Source organism: Sphingopyxis sp. C-1 (genome assembly GCF_001047015.1).
Lineage (GTDB): Bacteria > Pseudomonadota > Alphaproteobacteria > Sphingomonadales > Sphingomonadaceae > Sphingopyxis.
Genome location: NZ_BBRO01000001.1, coordinates 3,142,113 through 3,161,460, shown reverse-complemented (window position 1 = coordinate 3,161,460; position 19,348 = coordinate 3,142,113). Strand labels below are relative to the sequence as shown.

General features: G+C 65.1%; 17 protein-coding genes. 6 read left to right on the top strand and 11 right to left on the bottom strand.

What is annotated here, in order from left to right; genetic code table 11:
• Positions 1-20: 20 nt before the first annotated feature.
• Complete coding sequence (locus SC1_RS14705; protein ID WP_062183202.1) at positions 21-689, bottom strand: cytochrome c family protein; 669 nt, start codon at positions 687-689, stop codon at positions 21-23.
• Between the two features lie 181 nt (positions 690-870).
• Here SC1_RS14705 and SC1_RS14700 point away from each other — a divergent pair, with 181 nt between their 5' ends.
• Entirely contained in the window at positions 871-1,764 is an 894-nt protein-coding gene (locus SC1_RS14700) for a prephenate dehydratase (RefSeq protein ID WP_062183199.1), read from the top strand.
• A gap of 109 nt (positions 1,765-1,873) precedes the next feature.
• On the opposite strand, the gene SC1_RS14695 is transcribed toward SC1_RS14700, so the two are convergent.
• The 5 genes from SC1_RS14695 to purT form a co-directional block, all read right to left on the bottom strand.
• Positions 1,874-2,548: a CDP-alcohol phosphatidyltransferase family protein gene (locus SC1_RS14695; protein ID WP_062183196.1), complete on the bottom strand. Its 675-nt coding sequence runs from the start codon at positions 2,546-2,548 to the stop codon at positions 1,874-1,876.
• A gap of 119 nt (positions 2,549-2,667) precedes the next feature.
• The gene (locus SC1_RS14690; RefSeq protein WP_062183193.1) at positions 2,668-3,171 is read right to left on the bottom strand and encodes a hypothetical protein; all 504 of its coding nucleotides are present in this window, start codon (positions 3,169-3,171) and stop codon (positions 2,668-2,670) included.
• Entirely contained in the window at positions 3,168-5,978 is a 2,811-nt protein-coding gene (polA, locus tag SC1_RS14685; RefSeq protein WP_062184256.1) for a DNA polymerase I, read from the bottom strand. The genes SC1_RS14690 and polA overlap by 4 nt, the downstream gene beginning before the upstream one ends.
• Positions 5,979-6,010: 32 nt before the next feature.
• Positions 6,011-6,691, bottom strand: coding sequence for a TVP38/TMEM64 family protein (locus tag SC1_RS14680; protein WP_062183190.1), 681 nt, complete (start codon positions 6,689-6,691; stop codon positions 6,011-6,013).
• A 664-nt stretch (positions 6,692-7,355) separates the two neighbouring features.
• The gene (purT, locus tag SC1_RS14675) at positions 7,356-8,534 is read right to left on the bottom strand and encodes a formate-dependent phosphoribosylglycinamide formyltransferase (RefSeq protein ID WP_062183187.1); all 1,179 of its coding nucleotides are present in this window, start codon (positions 8,532-8,534) and stop codon (positions 7,356-7,358) included.
• A 116-nt stretch (positions 8,535-8,650) separates the two neighbouring features.
• On the opposite strand from purT, the gene SC1_RS14670 reads away from it, so the two are divergent.
• Positions 8,651-9,133 (top strand): methylated-DNA--[protein]-cysteine S-methyltransferase, encoded by a 483-nt coding sequence (locus SC1_RS14670; protein WP_062183184.1) that lies wholly within the window; start codon positions 8,651-8,653, stop codon positions 9,131-9,133.
• On the opposite strand, the gene SC1_RS14665 is transcribed toward SC1_RS14670, so the two are convergent.
• Positions 9,130-10,365, bottom strand: a complete 1,236-nt coding sequence (locus SC1_RS14665; RefSeq protein ID WP_062183181.1) for an MFS transporter — start codon at positions 10,363-10,365, stop codon at positions 9,130-9,132. The two genes, SC1_RS14670 and SC1_RS14665, sit on opposite strands and share 4 nt — an antisense overlap.
• A 136-nt stretch (positions 10,366-10,501) precedes the next feature.
• Here SC1_RS14665 and SC1_RS14660 point away from each other — a divergent pair, with 136 nt between their 5' ends.
• On the top strand, positions 10,502-10,933 hold the full coding sequence (locus tag SC1_RS14660) for a nuclear transport factor 2 family protein (protein ID WP_193749186.1): 432 nt from the start codon (positions 10,502-10,504) through the stop codon (positions 10,931-10,933).
• An 80-nt stretch (positions 10,934-11,013) separates the two neighbouring features.
• A complete protein-coding gene (locus SC1_RS14655; RefSeq protein WP_238586709.1) occupies positions 11,014-11,694 on the top strand; it encodes an AraC family transcriptional regulator in 681 nt (226 codons plus the stop codon).
• Here the strand turns inward: SC1_RS14655 and SC1_RS14650 are convergent.
• The gene (locus SC1_RS14650) at positions 11,667-12,161 is read right to left on the bottom strand and encodes a GFA family protein (protein WP_062183174.1); all 495 of its coding nucleotides are present in this window, start codon (positions 12,159-12,161) and stop codon (positions 11,667-11,669) included. The two genes, SC1_RS14655 and SC1_RS14650, sit on opposite strands and share 28 nt — an antisense overlap.
• 111 nt (positions 12,162-12,272) lie before the next feature.
• Between SC1_RS14650 and SC1_RS14645 the strand changes: the two genes are divergently transcribed.
• Entirely contained in the window at positions 12,273-12,974 is a 702-nt protein-coding gene (locus tag SC1_RS14645) for a helix-turn-helix domain-containing protein (protein WP_152682408.1), read from the top strand.
• Between the two features lie 46 nt (positions 12,975-13,020).
• Positions 13,021-13,680, top strand: coding sequence for a class I SAM-dependent methyltransferase (locus SC1_RS14640; protein WP_062183168.1), 660 nt, complete (start codon positions 13,021-13,023; stop codon positions 13,678-13,680).
• A gap of 15 nt (positions 13,681-13,695) precedes the next feature.
• Here the strand turns inward: SC1_RS14640 and SC1_RS14635 are convergent, their stop codons facing one another.
• From SC1_RS14635 to SC1_RS14625, 3 genes are read right to left on the bottom strand one after another with little or no spacing between them, the layout of a single operon-like run.
• Positions 13,696-16,902 (bottom strand): efflux RND transporter permease subunit, encoded by a 3,207-nt coding sequence (locus SC1_RS14635; protein WP_062183165.1) that lies wholly within the window; start codon positions 16,900-16,902, stop codon positions 13,696-13,698.
• 3 nt (positions 16,903-16,905) lie between these two features.
• On the bottom strand, positions 16,906-18,054 hold the full coding sequence (locus tag SC1_RS14630) for an efflux RND transporter periplasmic adaptor subunit (RefSeq protein ID WP_062183162.1): 1,149 nt from the start codon (positions 18,052-18,054) through the stop codon (positions 16,906-16,908).
• A 4-nt stretch (positions 18,055-18,058) separates the two neighbouring features.
• On the bottom strand, positions 18,059-19,330 hold the full coding sequence (locus SC1_RS14625) for a TolC family protein (protein WP_062183159.1): 1,272 nt from the start codon (positions 19,328-19,330) through the stop codon (positions 18,059-18,061).
• Positions 19,331-19,348: the final 18 nt, after the last annotated feature.

The following is a 19,348-nucleotide window of genomic DNA, read 5'->3' as shown; positions in this document are numbered from 1 at the left end:
GGGGGGGGGGGGGAGCCGCATTATTTCTTGGCTTCGGCCGGAGCGGGGGTTGCTGCGGCAGGGGCGCCGGCTGCGGCCGGAGCGGCTGCAGCACCTTCGGCTGCCGGTGCAGCGGCGGCGCCTTCGGCCGGAGCCGCGCCTTCTGCCGCGGCGGCGGGCGCTGCTTCGGCTGCGGGCAGCGGCAGGTTCGAGCCCTGTGCGTTCAGATAGACGATCAGATTCGCGCGATCTTCGGGGCTCGACAGGCCCGCGAACGACATTTTGGTGCCGGGAGCGAATTTACGCGGGCTGGTCAGCCACGCGTTCATCTTTTCGAAGTCCCAGCTGCCACCCATGCCGGCGAGCGCGGCCGAGAAGGCGAAACCATGCTTACCATGGCCGATTTCTTCGCCCATCGTACCGAACAGATTCGGACCGATGCCGTTGGCGCCGCCCGAAGCGATCGTGTGGCATGCGGCGCATTTCGCGAATACCGCTTCGCCTTTCGCCGGATCGGCGGCGGCGAGCAGGTTGGCGAGCGGCACGGCCAATTCGCCGCCACCCGCGCCAGCTTCGGCGTCTTCGATCGGAAAGCCGGGCATTTCGGGATTGTGGCTGGCAAACAACATGCTCGACCCGATCGTCAGGCCCAGCGCGCAAATGCCAGCAAAAAGCACCCAGCCGGCAATAGTATTGTTGCGATTGTCCATGCTCTAGCAGCCCCGTTTACGGGCGCCCGCTTACCGGGCGCATATTTGATTTGGACGCTCCCTTACTGGCGCGGCGGCGACGGCGCAAGGGGATGAAATCGCGCGAGGGACCGGCCGTGCACCGGTTGCGCAGGTGCGGTAGGGCGGCTATGCGCCGCGGCTCCAGCTTGGGAAGGCAATCATGGGCAGTTATTCGGCTTCGGCACAGCATCTGGTCGACGAAATGCGCGCAGCGGCACTCGCCGAACCCGCGCGCGGGCTGGCGTTCCAGGGCGCGCCGGGCGCGAACAGCGACCTCGCCGCGCGCGAATATGACGCAAACTCGCTGCCGCTGCCCTGCTATGCATTTCAGGACGCGATCGACGCCGTGCGCGATGGCCGCGTCGACCGCGCGATCATTCCGATTGAAAACAGCCTGCACGGCCGCGTCGCCGACATTCACTTCCTGCTACCCGAATCCGGTCTGTCGATCGTCGGCGAGCATTTTCTGCCGATCCGCTATGGCTTGATGAGCCGCGATCTTGGCCCTGTGACGCGCGCGATGAGCCATGAGCAGGCGCTCGGCCAATGCCGTCACTGGCTGCGCACCAACAATATCGCGCCGGTCGCGCACAGCGATACGGCAGGCGCTGCCGCATGGGTCGCCGACAGCGACGAGGTCGGCCTTGCTGCACTCGCGCCGCCGCACGCCGCCGAACTCTATGGGCTGACGCTGCACGGTACCGGGATGGAGGACGCCGATCACAATACGACGCGTTTCGTCATACTAGCGCGCGAACCGCTGGCCGATGTTGCGGCGATCACCGGCCCGGTGATGACGACCTTCATGTTCGAGGTGAAGAATATCCCCGCCGCGCTTTACAAGGCGCTCGGCGGCTTTGCGACCAATGGCGTCAATATGACCAAGCTAGAAAGCTATCAGACCGGTGACAGCTTTGCTGCGACGCAATTTTACTGCGATATCGTCGGCGCGCCGGGCGACGAGCGGATTGACCGCGCGCTCGAGGAGCTCGATTTCCAGACCAAGTCGCTGCGCTTGCTGGGAACCTATCCGCAGGCGCGCGAGCGGCGCTGAAACTCAGGAGGAGTAGCGGCACCAGCACGCTCCCCCACCCGGCCTCCCATAGGCTACTATCGTTGGGGAGGCCAGGTGGGGGAGCGTGCTGGTGCCCCTACGCCACGTATCAGTTTCCGCGGCGCCGCAGCATCCGCGCGGTCGCGGACGTCTGGACGATGAACAGCGTGACGAGAATGCTCGCGACCACGAGGGCGAACAGGTCGAAGGCTGAAAAATTGGTGCCGCCGATATCGCCGCCACCGATGATCGGCATCGAAATCGTCATCGCCATCAGCATCAGCCGCAGCTCGGTCGGGCCGCCCGCCATATAGGACAGGCGGAATTCGCCGAGGATCTTCGCGGCAATGAACGTGTGTATCGATAGCAGAAAATAGCCGATCACTGCCATCAGCGCGACGTCGAGCCGCATATAGGGGCTCATCCCGATCGCGCTGATCATCAGCAGTGTCGCAAGCGCATCGACGCTGTGATCGACAAAATAACCATAGTTCGGCCGCTCGATCCCGCGCCAGCGCGCCAGGCTGCCGTCCAGCGAATCGCCGAACCAGTTGACGATATAGCCGGCCAGCGAAAGCCCGAGCCATTCGCTGTCGAACCAGCTGAGCAGATAACCCGCCGCGACGAGCACCGCTCCGGCGAAGCCGAGCGTGGTAAGCTGGTCGGGGGTGACCCAGCCCGGAAGGCGCGCGCATAACCAGTTGAGAAGACGGCGCTCGCTGCGCGCGAGGATGTTCTGCTGGATGCGGACCGGCGCTTTTGCGACGGGTTCGAACTTGCTCATGAGGACCCTTTGTTGCCGGCTGTCACATAAGTGCCGGCCAGATGTCATCGCGGCGTCATAGAGGCAAAGTTGCGTTTGCGAAAGGGCAGGGCGGTCGGTGCGGCGCGTGCGTGCGACGATCAGTCCTGCCAGGGCCCGATTTCTCCGACCTCGCCGATCGTGCGATACCGCACCGCATCGTCCACCCATGCGACTTCCCACATCGGCGCCGGGCGGGCCCATTCGCCGATCACGAACAGTGGCAGCCTGTTCGCGGCGACAAAGGCCAGGTCGTCGGGGGTGGGACCAGGGACGATGGTTTCGGAGCGCTGGTGAAGGCGAATGACCGCGAATGTTCTCGCTGGCGGGGCTGGCAAGGACTGTCGCACCGGAAAGCCGATGCTTGCGGCGATGACCGGATAGCCCTTGTCGTCGCGCGCGATCAGCAGAACCTTGTCGGCCGTCGCATAGGGACCGCCCACGGGGCGGCCGACGACCTTGCGGCCCGCGATCGCAGCGAATTCGCGCAGATCGGTTTCGGCAATCGGCGATGGGCGCGCGGGCGCCGAAACGGGCGCGGTTTCAGCAGGCGCACCGGAGGGATCGGCGGTAAGCGCCGCGACGAACATCAGGGCAGCGATCAATGTGCTTCGCCCCAGCTTTTGCCGATGCCGACTTCCACCTCAAGCGGGACCGAGAGTTTGAGCGCGGGCTCAGCTGCTGCCGACATCACCCCGCGGATGACAGCACCCGCGGCCTCGGCCTTGTCTTCGGGCGCTTCGAAGACGAGTTCGTCATGGACCTGGAGCAGCATGCGAACGTCGGAGAGTCCGGCGTCCTCCAGCGCCTTTGGCATCCGCGCCATCGCGCGCTTGATCAGGTCGGCGCTCGTGCCCTGGATCGGCGCATTGATCGCGGCGCGCTCGCTGCCCGCGCGTTCATTCTGGTTCGCGGCCTTGATACGCGGGAACCAGGTTTTGCGGCCGAACAAGGTCTCGGTATAGCCTTTGGCGCGGGCGCTTTCGAGCGTGTCGGTGATATAGTCCGAAATCCCAGGAAACCGCTCGAAATAGCGCGCGATCAGCGCCTGCGCCTCGTCGGGCGTGACTTCGAGGCGGCCCGCAAGACCCCAGCGCGAAATGCCGTAGAGGATCGAGAAATTGACCGTCTTCGCCTTGCCGCGCGTGTCGCGATTGACCTCGCCGAACAATTCGATCGCGGTCGCGCTATGGATGTCGTCGCCGCGCGCAAAGGCTTCCTTGAGCTCGGGGACGTCCGCCATATGCGCGGCAAGCCTGAGTTCGATCTGGCTATAGTCGGCGGCGATCAGGACATGGCCGGGCGCGGCGATGAAGGCGTCGCGGATCTGGCGCCCGGTTTCGGTGCGGATCGGGATGTTCTGAAGGTTCGGGTCGGTCGACGACAATCGTCCGGTCTGCGCGCCGACGAGGCTGTAGCTGGTGTGGACACGCCCGGTCGTCGCATTAATCTGTTGCTGCAGCGCATCGGTATAGGTCGACTTCAGCTTCGAAAGTTGACGCCATTCCAAGATTTTGCGGGCGATCGGTACGCCGTCGCGCTCGAGCCGTTCGAGTTCGCTGAGGTCGGTCGACCAGTCGCCCGACTTGCCCTTGCGGCCGCCCTTGAGGCCAAGTTTGTCGAACAGGATTTCGCCGAGTTGCTTCGGGCTGCCGATCGCGAACGGCTGACCTGCAAGGCCGTGAATTTCGCCCTCGATACGCAGCATGTCGGTCGCGAATTCGCCCGACAGGCGCGCGAGATATTCGCGGTCGACCATGATGCCGGCGCGCTCCATGCCCTCGACGATCGACGCCAGCGGGCGGTCGACCATCTCGTAGATTCGCGTCCCGCCCTCGATGGGCAGGCGCAGCTTCAGCAGCTTCCACAGGCGCAGCGCGACGTCGGCATCTTCGGCGGCATATTGCGTCGCGCGGTCGAGCGGCACCTCTGCAAAGCTGATCTGCGACTTGCCCGTCCCGCACATTTCCTTGAAGGTCAGACACGTGTGATCGAGGTGAAGCTTGGCCAGTTCGTCGAGGCCGTGCTGATGCTTGCCAGCATCGAGCGCAAAGCTCATCACCAGCGTGTCGTCATAGGGCGCGACGGTGACGCCATGCTGCGCGAGCACGCCGATGTCATATTTCAGATTATGCCCGACCTTCAGCACCGCATCGTCGGCGAACAGTGCGTGCAGGCGCCCGATCGCGACATCCATCGCGATCTGCTCGGGCTTTTCGGCGAACATGTCGGTGCCGCCGTGACCGAGCGGGATATAGCAGGCGCGGCCCGGCGCGGTGGCCATGCTGACCCCGACGAGACGGCCGGTGACGCTGTCGAGGCTTGCCGTTTCGGTGTCGATCCCGACGACATGCGCGGCATGCGCTTCGGCGATCCAGCGATCGAGCGCTTCGACCGTGGTGATGCATTCATAAGCCGACCGGTCGATGGGCGGCATGGCGGGCAGCGTCGGCGTCGATGGCCCTGCGACAGCGGCAACCGGCGCGGCGTTGGCGCGCGGGAAGGTCGGCGGGCCGCCAGGCGTGGCGCCAAGATCGAGCTTGGCCGACAACGATCGGAAACCATGTTCGTCGAGGAACAGCTTGAGCGGTTCAGGCGGGATCGCCCCGAGCTTCAGCGTATCGAGCGCGTCGGGCAGCGCAACGTCGCGCTTCAGGTCGACCAGGATGCGCGACAGTTCGGCCATCGCGCGATGCTCGATCAGATTGTCGCGCAGCTTGCTGGCCTTCATCGTCTCGGCGCCGTCGAGCGCGGCGGCGAGATTGCCATATTCCTGGATCAGCTTGGTCGCGGTCTTTGGCCCGACCCCGCGCACGCCGGGGACATTATCGACACTGTCGCCCATCAGCGCGAGCACGTCGCCGACCAGATCGGGGGTGACGCCGAACTTCTCGTTCACCGCTTCCAATCCCAGCCGGACATTCTTCATCGTGTCGAGCATGTCGACCTGAGGACCTTCGGCGGGTTCGCGGATCAGCTGCATCAGGTCCTTGTCGGACGAAACGATCGTGACGTCCCAGCCTTCGCGCACGGCGGCTTCGGCATAGGAGGCGATCAGGTCGTCCGCCTCAAACCCCTCCATCTCGATGCAAGGCAGCGAAAAGGCACGCGTCGCGTCGCGGATCAGCGGGAATTGCGGGCGCAGATCCTCGGGCGGCTCGGGCCGGTTCGCCTTATACTGGTCGTAGATTTCGTTGCGGAACGACTGGCTGCTATGGTCCAGGATCACCGCAAGATGCGTCGGCCCGTCGGCGTCGTGGAGATCCTTTGCGAGCTTCCACAGCATCGTCGTGTAGCCATAGACCGCGCCGACGGGCACCCCCTTGGGGTTCGTCAGCGGCGGCAGGCGGTGATAGGCGCGGAAGATGTAGCTGGAGCCATCGACCAGATAGAGATGATTCTTGTCCGACATGGCGCGGATGTAGCAGGGGAGGCGCGGGCGGCCTAGGGCGCTGTTCCCGCTTTCTTCCTCTTTGCGTTGCGCCATCGTTCGATGCCTTGCCATGCGAGCCACGCGGCAAGCGGAAGCCCGACCGCGCCGAGCATGAGCAGTCCGGACGATGCGCTCTCGACAGCGGCCGCACCGATCGCCGCGAACACCACCGCCACGCCCAGATTGCCGAGCGCCATCGCCAGTACGAAGCGCCAGAACGCCATTCCGGCCACGCCCGCCGCGATAGCCACCACTTCACAAAGGATCGGGACGGGCCGCGAGATGATGAGCGCGATCGGGCCGGCCTGCTCGGCGAGCCGGTGCGCGCGGTCGAGGTCGTCGGCGCCCAGTAGTCTTGCAGCGAGCGGCCGGGCGGCCCAACGCCCGATCGCATAGCCCGCAAGGCTTGCGCCCATCAGGCCAAGCCATATGACGACCGTACCGATTGTGAAGCCGAAGGCCGCGCCCGCCAGCGTGTTGGTCACGCCGTTGGGAACGGGCAAAAAGACATCGAGGGTCAGCGCACCGACGATCAGCGCCGCGGCAGCAAACGGGCGTTCGTCCGACGCCGCCAGCACCGCATCGCTCGCCGCCATGAACTGATCGCGAAAGGCAAGGGGGATCAGGACGACGGAAACCAGTATCGCGGCAACGGCCAGCGTTCGGGTCAGCGGGGCGGCGCGATCGACCATAGCCCGGCGTAATCCGGCGTTCGTGAAGAATGAAGCGAATATGATCCGCGATGCCCTGAGGGCGGGGGTGGGTGGGGGCGTCGGTTCTGGGGCGGGGGAGCTGCCGTTGCCCTCTTTGGACATCGCCCGGCTGGATCCGGATCGGATCGGCGCAAGAGCCGCGCAATATTCCAAAGTTCAGGAAAGTTCAGCCCATTGAGCGCCCCGATCTGCAAGTCGTGGGGTGCTGGATGTGCGCGGCACGTCCGATAATGGTCGTACCCGCAAGCTGGGCAGCGACCGCATTTTTGTTCACCGAATGAAAGAGCCGGATGAAGGCTGGCACGGCCGGATAATGTAGGAAAGACCTATTTGAAGGCGATGTCTGTTTTGGGGTGGGGAGCGGACGTTTGCTACTAGGTTGTACCCCGGCGAAGGCCGGGGCCCAGGGCATTGGAAAGCCGAGCTGTGCGGATTGCCGCCCTGGACCCCGGCCTTCGCCGGGGCACATATTACCGTCGTTAGTGTCCGGTCGTTTCTTCGCTCTCGTCATCCCGGGCTTGACCCGGGATCCCGCTTTTTGACGCACTCACTGGCTTCGGCGTCAAGCGGGACCCCGGGTCAAGCCCGGGGTGACGAGGAGAGAATCTGTCCGCAATCGGTCGCTAGCGGTAGTTTCCGCCGCTTATCGATACTCGATTATGAGCTTCGACGCTGCCGCAACAGCCGCCGCGCGCGCCTCGTCGGTGGTGCCGCCCGCGACCTTGGCCAGCGCGACGCCCATGCGGCGGTATGGCCGCGTCACGGGTTTGCCAAAGATGCGCGCATCGATGGCGGTTGCGGTGTTCGGCGGCGTTAGTGCGTCGGCGAGGCCGGTGATCGCGAAATCGGCAGCATCGCGGTCGGCGAGCAGCACGGCGCTTGCGCTGGCGTCGGCTACGGTGATCGCCGGGATGGGCAGGCCGAGGATCGCACGCGCATGCAGGTCGAATTCCGAGAGCGATTGCGAGATTAGCGTCACCATTCCCGTGTCGTGCGGGCGCGGCGAGAGTTCGGAGAAGATGACCTCGTCGCCCTTCACGAAATATTCGACGCCGAAGATGCCGTGGCCGCCAAGGGCATCGACGACCTTGGTCGCCATGTCCTGCGCCGCGGCGAGCGCCGCATCCGACATCGCTGCGGGCTGCCAGCTTTCGCGATAGTCGCCGCGTTCCTGCCGGTGGCCGATTGGCGGGCAGAAAGTTACGCCGTCCTTGTGACGAACGGTGAGCAGGGTGATTTCATAGTCGAAGTCGATAAACGCCTCGGCGATCACGCGCAGCCGGTCGCCGCGCATCCCGGCGGCGGCATAATCCCACGCGGCGTCGATGCCGGCGGCGTCCTTCACCGTGCTCTGTCCCTTGCCCGACGAGGACATCACCGGTTTGACGACGAGCGGGAAGCCGATGCGTCCGGCCGCCGCAGCCAGCTCTTCGCGGGTGGTCGCATATTCGAAGGTCGATGTCCTGAGGCCGAGTTCGCTCGCGGCGAGGTCGCGGATCGCGTCGCGGTTCATCGTGAGCTGCGCCGCGCGCGCCGAGGGAACGACGTGGAAGCCCTCGGCTTCGACTTCGGCGAGGATTTCGGTGCGGATCGCCTCGACCTCGGGGACGATATGATCGGGCCGATGCTTCTCTATGGTCGCGCGTAACGCGTCGCCGTCGAGCATCGAGAAGACTTCGAAGCCGTCGGCGACCTGCATAGCGGGCGCCCCTTCATAGCTGTCGCAGGCGATCACGCGGCAACCGAGCCGCTTCGCCGAAATCACGAATTCGCGGCCCAGTTCGCCCGAACCGAGCAGAAGAATGGTGGCGGTGGGGGTCATGGCAGTCTTTCCATCGAGGTTGGGCGCAAGATTCGGGACGCATCGCTACGTGGGCTCCGCCATATGAATTTCAGCATCAAAGTGCGACAGCGAATGACAGATAGAGGAACCATCCCGTGACTTATTATTCCAAAACAATCTGGTCGCCCGTTGGCGAATTGACACTGGTCGCCGACGATCGCGGTCTCGCCGCCATATTGTGGGAAAATGACAGCCCCGACCGGGTCCGGCTCGGCGCGCTCACGGAAAAGGCGGGCCATCCGGTTCTCGTCGAAACCGAACGGCAATTGGCCGAATATTTTGCCGGCGAACGCCGCGCGTTCGACGTGCCGCTATCCTTTGCAGGGACCGATTTCCAGAAGCGCGTGTGGGCGGCGCTGCTCGCCATCCCGTTCGGCGAGACTCGCAGCTATGGCGAGATCGCCGATCAACTCGGCAATCCGGGTGCTTCGCGCGCGGTGGGCGCCGCCAACGGCCGCAACCCGATTTCGATCATCGCGCCATGCCATCGCGTCGTCGGATCGAACGGCAAGTTGACGGGCTTTGCGGGCGGGCTGGAGGCCAAGGCGTATCTGCTCGATCTCGAACGGATCGATTAAAGGTCGAGCGTGCGGATTTCGGGGATGAGCTTCCACCACAGCAGGGCGCCGAGCAGCGACAGCGCGGCGGCCGTCGCAAAGGCGTAGCCATAGCCGCCGAGGTAATCGACGATCAGCCCGGTGATGATCGGGCCCACGATGCCCGAGATATTGCCAAGCGCATTCTGTACGCCGATCCAGCTGCCCGCGGCGCGCGGCCCCGCGAAAATCTGGCCGATGGCGAAGAGATTGGTGGCGATCAAACCCGCGCCGAAGCCCGCGACCGCCAGCCACGCCGCCAACGCGGCAAAGCCGTCAGCGACGGCGATGCCGGCGGTCGCCGTGCCGATGGCGATTTGTCCCGCGATCATCAGCCAGCGGCGCACCTCGCCTTCATTGGCGCCCCTCGCGACCATCCGGTCGGACAACCAGCCGCCGACGAGTGCGACGATCCCCTGCGCCGTGAAACTCAGCGTCGTCAGCGCCGTCATTTCGCCGATCGAATAGCCCCGCGTATTGACGAGATAGAGCGGCAGCCACGCGAGCAGGAAATAAAAGCCGTAGTTCGACAGGAAATGGACGACGCTCATCTTCCATAGCGCCGGCACGCGGAGCAGGCGGCGGATCGAGACACGTTCGCTCGCCGGCACTGTTTGCGCACGTGCCCGCATCGGTGCCGCGGCGAATTGCCAGGGAATAAGCCATAGCAGCGTCACCGCGCCGAAAATCCAGAAGACCGGCCGCCACCCCCATTCGCCGAGGATCGCGCCGCCGGTGAGCACCCCGATGGCCGGACCGAAGGCGATCGCCGCGGACACCGACGCATTCGCGATGCCGCGCCGCTCGACGGGAACTTCGGCGGCGAAAATCTTGCTGCTGCCGGGAAAGGCGATACTCTCGCCAAGCCCGAGGAACAGCCGCAGGACGATCAGCGATATCAGCCCGCCGGCGAAACCGGTGAGCGCCGTGCTGATCGCCCAGACCGCGACGCCAAGCGCAAAGACCCGATAGACGCAGAAACGGTCGCAGAGCCAGCCGACGAACAGGCAGGCCGGGGCATAGACCCAGAAGAAGGCCGAGACGGCAAGGCCGAAGCCGGTAGCCGACAGCCCCAACTCCTCCTTCATCAGCGGAGCCGCAACGCCGATTGCGCCGCGATCGACATAGTTCAGGAGCACCGACAGCGCGATCAGCGCGACCACCCAGGTCACCCGTTTTCCGTCGGCCCGGCCTTCGATCGATTGTGTCGCCATATTCAAGCGCTCCCCTGCCCGGTGACAGGGCTATCAGATGGAGGGCGGCGCGCTAGCGAAAATTGGCCGCACGTTTGTTCAACGCGCTTGGGCGACGACGCGCTATTCTGGCGGGCGACATCAAGGGAGAATGGATATGACCCTCGCCACGCAGATCGACCGGCCGCTTTCGGTCGCGGACCTGTTCGACCGCTATCATGTCGGCTGGGAAACGAAGGACGCCGACCTGATCGCCTCGCTCCATTCTGAGGACACGGTCTTCGCCCTCCACGACGGCACCGAGCCCGTGAAGGGGCGCGAGCGGCTGCGCGAGCATTGCCGGCAATTGTTCGCGACATTCGACTTCACGATGGAAATGGGACGCCGGCTCTATGGCGACGATCATTGGGTGTTCGAATGGACGATGGTGCTGACGCTTGCCGAACCCGGCGGCGGTCCGTTTGCCGCGCGCGTCGGGATGCTCGACGTCGTCACCGTGAACGAAGCGGGCGAGGTGACGCGCAAGGATGTCTATCCGAACGGGCGTGAGATGTATGCGGCTTTCCTGCGCGCCGGGATCGAGCGCTAGCGGCGGCGCTTGCGCGTGGCGTCGGCGCGGCAGATACTGAAGCGATGCCCGACCCGGTCTCCCCTTTCCGGAATTCGCTGTTGCCCGTCGACGTCGGCTCGCTCGCGCCGCATGCGAATCCCGTCACGGGGATTTTGATCGGCCGCGGCGGGTCGCTGCGGCTCGAACTTGGCGGGGAGGTGGTCGAGGGCGAGATGCTGTTGATCCGCCCCGGCGTGGTCCACCGCATCGGGCTTCCTGCACGCGGCGCCGATATTCTTTATCTCGATGGGCTGGCTTTCCCGTTCGATGTACCGTTGGCGCGCGGTCTCGACTGCAGGCAGGCAATGCTTGCGGACGCGGTGCTGGGCGGCGCGGGCGAAGCGGCCGATGCGCTGCGGGCGCAGCTGACCGCATCCTGGCCAGGCCCACCGACGCCGGTCGCCGATGCGGTGCGCGCAATCTATGCCGACCCAATGCGCCGCATGCCGCAGGAGGAACTGGCGCAGCGGCTCGGCATGGAGCGCACGCAGGCGCTTCGTTATTTCCGCGCGACGACGGGACAGAGCTTCCGCGAATTCAAGCGTTGGTCGGCGGTCCAATATGCGGCGGCGCAGATGAAGGAGGGTGCACTTGTCCGCACCGCCGCGATGGATGCCGGTTTCGCCGACACCGCGCATCTGTCGCGCGTCTTTCGTCAGACATTCGGCCTGACCCCCAGTGCGGCGATCGGAGCGCTGCCGCTACGGGAAGGTCATTCGGGCCAGCGGCCGGTATCATGATCGGGATGCTGGTGATTGCTCGCCTTGATGGCACCGACATAGTCGGCCATCGTTTCCTCGGTCGTGCCTTCGCCCTTGATGGGCAGATGCTCGAACAGCGATAGCTGGCCTTCGATTCCGAACTGGACCTGCGGCGGGAAGCGCGCCGGATCATCGAACGACCCCGTGGTCAGGTTGATATGCTGGCTCTCGAAATAGTCATAGGCGAGCGGTGTCCCGCAACTGGAACAAAAGCCCCGCGCCGCCTTGTCCGAGCTTTTGAACCAGGTCGGCGAACCGCGCGTCCAACGGATCGCGTCGCGCGGGACGCCGATCAACGCGATGAAAAAATTGCCTGCTGCCTTTTGGCACATGCGGCAATGACATATGTGCGAGCTGTCGAGCACCGCCGTCACATGCCAGCGCACCGCGCCGCACTGGCAGCCGCCGGACGCCTCGGCTTCAACGCGTTCGGGGCGATAGCTCATCTTTCCTCACTCCCATTCAATTGTTAGGGCTCGCAATATATCGGGAATGCAGGCCTTGGTACCTCGTTTTTTCTCTCGGCTCCGACCGGCGGTGGCGCCGGGGCCGGATCATTGGCAGGAGCCGGCATGACTGGTTTGCCTTGGAACGGGCATTTGCAGATTTCAGGAGAGATTGCCTGGTGGTCGGGCGTCGTTGGCGACGCCACCTTGCACCGGCATTTCGCCGCGCAGGCGGTCTTCTCAGACGATCCGGTGCGGGTTATCGACGATGAGGGGTGCGAAATCTGTGGAACCTGCCTGTTGATCGAACCCAACGCCCGCCATCTTCTGCGCCCGGGCGGCCGTGCCCGGATCTGTTATGTCGAGCCGACAACCGCTTTTGGACCGCCTGATGCCCTGCGCGAGCACCTCGACCAAGAAGATGTTCGCATCGTGTCGGGCGCCGGGGCGCGAATATTCTGGAAGGACTGGACTGAACGCAGGGCGCGCCCGGCCATCGATACGCGCATTTCCCGGGCGATTATTGCAATCGAACAATTGCTTCCCGCCGGCACGATACGCCTCGCCGACATCTGCGCGGAGGGCACGCTTTCGGTTGGGCGCTTCCGGCATCTGTTTGCCGCCGAGATCGGATTGCCCTTTCAGCGCTTTGTCCTGTGGCGTCGCCTGGCTGCAGCATTCGAGAGCTTGATCGAGGGAACGACGGTCACGGAGGCGGCCCATGCGGCAGGTTTCGCCGACGCCGCGCATCTCGCGCGGACGACAAGGGCCATGTTCGGCATTCGTGCGAGCGACATTCTTCCGCAGCGATAGCCGCTTCGTTCAATCGCGCCGACGCCGGGCGGGCTATAAACGGAGCATGACAGAAACAAAAAGAGACTTCGTCCCGGCTCTGGGAAAGGCTGGCAACACCGGCAGCTACGATACCGTCGTCGCGCTGATGACACGCGAGAAGCGTTGGCGTGGCGAACTGGTCCGGCTGATTGCACCGCGCGCGGGCGAAACGATCGTCGACGTCGGCTGCGGGACCGGCACGCTTGCGATCGCGCTCAAGGCGGCGGAACCCGAAGCTATTATTCTGGGCGTCGATCCCGATCCAGCGGTGCTCGCGATCGCTGAGGAGAAGGCACGCGATGCGGGTGTGACGGTGCGATGGTTCGAGGCGATGGGTGATGCGCTCGATGCCATCGAGCCCCTGCAGGCGTGCGACAAGATCGTGTCGAGCCTGGTCCTCCATCAATGTCCGATGGACGTGAAACATGCGATCGTTCGCCAGATGCGGCGGCTGCTGAAACCGGGCGGCGAGTTCTTCATCGCCGACTATGGCGAGCAGCGTACATTGTTGATGCGCACGCTTTTTCGTCAGGTCCAGATGATCGACGGTTTCGAACTTACGGAGCCGAATGCGCGGGGCTGCGTCCCCGAAATCCTGCGCGAAGCGGGATTTCGGGGAGTCGAGGAAGTCGGCGCGATTTCAACCCCGACGGGTTCGATCTCGCTTTATCGGGGACACCGTTGATTCCGGCGCGTTCGACTATGCGTGTGCGCCATCGCCGCCCCCTTCATTGTTCGTCATCCGCCCACCCCAACGCGCGTAGAGGGTCGGAAGCAGGAAAAGGGTGAGCAAGGTCGCCGAAATCAGCCCCCCGATCACAACCGTTGCCAGCGGCTTCTGCACCTCGGCGCCGGCGCCGGTGGCGAGCGCCATCGGAACGAAGCCGAGGCTTGCGACCAGGGCGGTCATCACCACGGGACGGAGGCGGAGTAGGGCGCCTTGCCGTGCGGCTTCGGCTCTTTCCATGCCCGCGCGCATCAGTTCCTGGATCGACGATACCATCACAAGGCCGTTGAGCACCGCGATGCCCGATAGCGCGATGAAGCCGACGGCGGCCGAGATGGAGAAGTCCATGCCGCGCAGGAACAGCGCAAGGACGCCGCCGATCAGCGCCAACGGCACGCCCGTAAACACGATCGCCGCATCGCGCGTCGACCGAAGCGCGCCGTAGAGAAGCAGCAGAATCAGCACGAAACACGCCGGGATGACGAGCCCGAGCCGGTCGCGCGCCGAGGCCAGATTCTCGAACTGGCCGCCCCATTCGAGATAGCTACCGGCGGGCAGCCGGACATCTTTTGCTATGGCTGCCTTTGCGTCGGACACGACGTCCGAGATCGCACGGTCGCGGACATTGGCCTGCACGACGACGCGCCTTTTGCCATTCTCGCGGCTGATCTGGTTCGGGCCGTCGACGATACGGATGTCGGCAACGCTCGCGAGCGGCACGAAGCCGCCGCCCGCAACCGGGACCTGCACCTGTTCCAGCACCGACAGGTCGGCGCGCTCTGCATCCGACAGCCGGATGACCACGGGGAAGCGCCGGTCGCCCTCGAAGATCGTGCCGGCCTCGCGCCCGCCGATCGTCGCGGTCACGACATCCTGCACATCCTGCGCGGTCACGCCAAGCCGCGCCATTGCGTCGCGGTTGACGCGAATGTCGAGCAGCGACAGCCCCTCGGTCTCCTCCACCCGGACATCGCTTGCGCCCCCGGTCTTCCGCAGGATCGCGGCGATCTGCTGCGCGGTGGAATTCATCGTATCGAAATCGTCGCCAAAGATCTTGATTGCGATATCGCCGCGTACCCCCGCGATCAGCTCGTTGAAGCGCATCTGGATCGGCTGGGTGATTTCATAGGCATTGCCCGGAAACTTGTTCAGCTCCTTTTCCAGCCGCTCGACGAGCTCGGCCTTGGTCAGCTTTGGATCAGGCCATTGCTTGCGGGGTTTGAGGATCACGAAATTGTCGGTTGCATTGGGCGGCATCGGATCGGATGCGAGGTCCGCCGTGCCGGTCTTCGAAAAGACAATCGCGACCTCGGGCTGCTTTGAAAGCATCCGTTCGATCGGGATCTGCATCGCCTGGCTCTGCTCGACCGAGGTCGAGGGAACGCGGAATGCCTGGATCAAGAGGTCGCCCTCATCGAGCTGCGGCAGGAACACCTGACCGAGCGAGAAGAAGGCGAGGACCGCGACGACGAACCCGCCGACGCCGGCGCCGATCGTGATCTTCGGTTTGCTCATGGCCCGGTCGAGACCGGGTTCGTAGCGCCGTTTGAGCCAGCTCATGATGCGGCCCTCCTTTTCGTCGACGCGTTTCGACAGCCAGATGGCGATCGCTGCCGGCACGAAGGTCAGCGAGAGGATGAAGGCGAATGCGAGCGCGATGATCACGGTCAGCGCCATCGGGATGAAGGTCTTGCCCTCAACCCCGCTCAAGGTGAGCAAGGGCACATAGACAAGGATGATGATCGCCTGCCCGTAGACCGAAGGCCGCACCATCTCGCGCGCCGCAGCGGCTACCGTTGCCAGCCTTTCCTCCTTTGTCAGCGTCCGTCCCTCCCGGTGCTGGAAATCGGCCATGCGCCGCAGCGCATTTTCGACGATGATCACGGCGCCGTCGACGATGAGGCCGAAATCGAGCGCCCCGAGGCTCATCAGATTTGCCGAGACGCCGGCGTGCAGCATGCCAAAGCTGGTGAGCAGCATGGTCACGGGAATGACGAGCGCTGCAATGAGCGCGGCACGGAAATTGCCGAGCAGCAGGAAGAGTATGGCGATAACGAGCAGCGCGCCTTCGGTCAGATTCTTGCCGACCGTCCAGATCGTCGCATTGACCAGCTTGGTGCGATCGAGCACCGGCTCGATAACCACATCGGGCGGCAGCGAGGCGTTGATGTTCAGCAGCCGGTCGGCAACCGCGGTCGCCACCGTGCGGCTGTTTTCGCCGATCCGCATGATGGCGGTCCCGACGACGACCTCGGTACCATTTTCGGACGCCGATCCCATGCGGACCGCTTGCCCGGTGCGAACCGTCGCGACCTGATCGAGCGTGATCGGAACACCTGCACGCGTCGCGACGACGATACGCGAAAGCTCGCTAGCATCGCGCACGAGCGCGTCGGAGCGAACCGCGAGTCCTTCGCCGTTGCGTTCGACCACGCCGCCGCCGACGGCTGTGTTGTTGCGTTCGAGTGCTTCGGCGAGATCGGTCAGGCCAAGGCCAAGCGCGGCAAGGCGCTGGACGTCGGGCACGACCAGATATTGCTTTGAAAAGCCGCCGATCGCATCGATGCCGGCGACCCCCGGAACGGTACGGAGCAGCGGGGTCACGATCCAATCCTGTGCGGTGCGCAGGTAGGTCGCCTTGTCGGCTTGGGTGACGAGCCGTTCGCCTTCGGGTGTCACATAGCTGCCGTCGGGTTGAAGGCCGGGCTCGCCCGGCTTGTGCACGTCGTCCTTGCGGTGGGCGAGCCGAACCGTCCACATATAGACTTCGCCGAGCCCCGTCGCGATTGGCCCCATTTCGGGCCGCACGCCGTCCGGCATCGTCTCGGTCGCCTCGTTCAGCCGCTCGCCGACCTGTTGGCGTGCGAAGTAGATGTCGGTCTTGTCGGTAAAGACGGCGGTCACTTGCGCAAAGCCATTGCGGCTCAGCGAGCGTGTATATTCGAGGCCGGGAATGCCGGCGAGCGCAGTCTCGATCGGGAAGGCGACCTGTTTCTCGACAAGTTCGGGCGAGAGCGCCGGTGCGCGGACGTTGATCTGAATCTGGTTGTTGGTGATGTCGGGAACCGCATCGATCGGCAGGCGCGACAGCGCGAAGGCTCCGATAACGGCGGCAAGGGCGGTGAGCAGGACGACAAGCCAACGCTTGTCGACCGCCCAGGTGACGATATGGGCGATCATGGCTTAGTCCTCATGGCCTGCTTCGCCCTTGCCGATTTCCGACTTGAGCGAGAAGCTGTTGGTAATGGCGATCTGTTCGGTGCCCTTGAGTCCCGAGCGGACGATCACATTGGCACCGGCACGGTCGCCGAGGACCACCGGAACGGCGGCGAAGCCACCCTTGGTGCGGACGAATATGACGCTCTTTCCCTCGACCGTCTGGACCGCGCTCAACGGGACGCTGATCGATGTGTCTCCGCTGTCTCCGGCGAGTGCGATGGTCGCCGTGACCGCTTCGCCGACCCGCCATTGCCCGGCGCGATTGTCGAGGATCGCGATCGCCGGGACGAGCCGCGTGGCCGGATCGAGCGCGGGCGAGACGAAACTGATCTTGCCGGTAGCCTGGCGCCCCGGCGCGTCGATGGAAACGATCGCGCCGGGACGAATGCGCCCGGCGTCGGCAGGCCGCAGGTTGAACGACAGCGAAACGCTCGAGAGATTGGCGATGCGATAAAGCTCGGCGTCCGCAGCCACCGTCTGACCGAGAATCACGCTGCGCGCGATTACCTGTCCCGAAATTGGTGCGGCGATTGCGATCCGGTTGAGTTGGCCGCCGCCGCCGCCCGCAGCCGACACCTGTTGCTGCGCAAGCTGGTAAGCGATCTTGGCTTCGGTTGCCGTCGTGCGCGCCGCGATCACATCCTGTTCCGGCGACACGCGCTGCGCGAACAGGCGCTCCTCGCGCGCCAGGTTGGAGTTGGCGAGCGCGAGCCGCGCGCGCGTTGCCTGTACTTCGCCCTGAAGCTGCGCGGCCTCGCGGCTTTCGACGATCGCGAGCGTTTGCCCGCGGCCGACGCTCTGTCCAAGATTGCGATTGAGCGCGACGATGCGCCCGCTGATCGCAGCCGACACCGCTTGTGTGGCTTGGGGATCGCCCTCGATCGTCGCGGGCAGTTGCAGCGTGCCGACGCTTCCGATGGTCGGACGGCCGAGCGCGATCCCGGCGACCTTGATCTGTTCGTTCGTGAGCGTGATCTGGCCCTCGTCGGCGTGGCCGGCTTCCTCCTTGCCATGCTCGTCGGCCGGTTTGACGGTATCCGTGCCACCGCACGCCGCGAGGAAGAGCGGCAGCGCCGCGGTGAGCAGCAGCTTTCGGTTGATATTGATGGTCATGGGTTCAATTTCCTTCGAGCGGCGCGGGAGCCGTGAGGCGTTCCAACCGGGCCTTGGCGAGTTGATAGGAGGCGAGGGCTTCGATCGACGCCGACCTCATGTCGGTCAGCGTCCGTTCGGCATCGAGCAGTTCGAGCTGCCCGAATTTGCCCTCGCGGTAACCGATGCGCGCAATCCGCGCGGCTTCCATCGCCGCCGACAATGCGGGGCCGCTCGCGACGCGCGCCGCGGCTGCCGCATTGGCGGCCTCGACCTGGGCGTCGCCGATCTGCTGCTCGACATCGAGTGCGGTCACGCGGCGCTGTGCATCGGCACGCCGTCGTTCGGCATTCGCCTGGTCGACCGCAGCGCGCCCGTTGTTGAACAGCGGCAGCGGCACCGAGACGCTGAACACTGCCGCGACGTCGTTCGTGGCCTCTAGACGCCGAATGCCAGGCCCGACGGTGAGGTCCGGGACACGCTGCGATTGTGCCAGCCTTACGCCTGCATCGGCCGCCCCGAGATTGGCGTCGGCCGCAGCCAGCGCGAGCGTGCCTGTCGCCATGGCCGGCCGCGGCGGGCCCATCGCTGCGCTCGCCGGTCCGCCGAGCACGGCGATATCAAGTGCGCCGGTGACCGGTCGCCCGATCCGCCGAGCCAGATTGGCGCGCGCGGCATCGACGAGCCGGCGCGCCTTTTCGACTCCGGCTTCGGCGGTCAGGCGTGCGACTTCAGCGCGCTCCTGCTCAAGCGGCGATGCGCGGCCCGCCTGTACCCGGATCGTCGCGGCGCGCGCTGTGTCCCCGGCGATACGGAACTGGTCCGCGGCAATTGCGAGCCGCACTTCGGCAGCCGAGGCCTGGATATAGAGCTCGGTCACCTGCAGGCGGATATCGGCCTGGGCGATCGCCTGCTCAATCCGCGCGCGGTGCGTCGCCGCGTCGGCGACTGCGATTCGCGCCTGTCTTTTGCCGCCGAGTTCGAGCGGGATCGCAACGCTCGCCGTCACGTCGGCGCCGTTCACGCCCTTATAGGGCCCGGTTCCGACGAAATTCTCGACCTCGACGGCAAGCGCGGGGTTGGGGCGGAGCCCCGCGACGCGGCGCGCCGCCGTTGCGGCGTCGACCTCTGCCGCTGCGGCATCGGCTGCGGGTGCACTGCCGCCCGCGAGCGCGACCGCCTGGTCGAGCGTCAGTAATGGGCCGGATATCTGCCGGCTTTCGGTGCCGACCTGCTGTGCGTGCGCGATCGCGACGCACGATGTGGCTGCCGCGAGGGCAGCAACGTACCTGAACATAATGGATCATCCTCGATT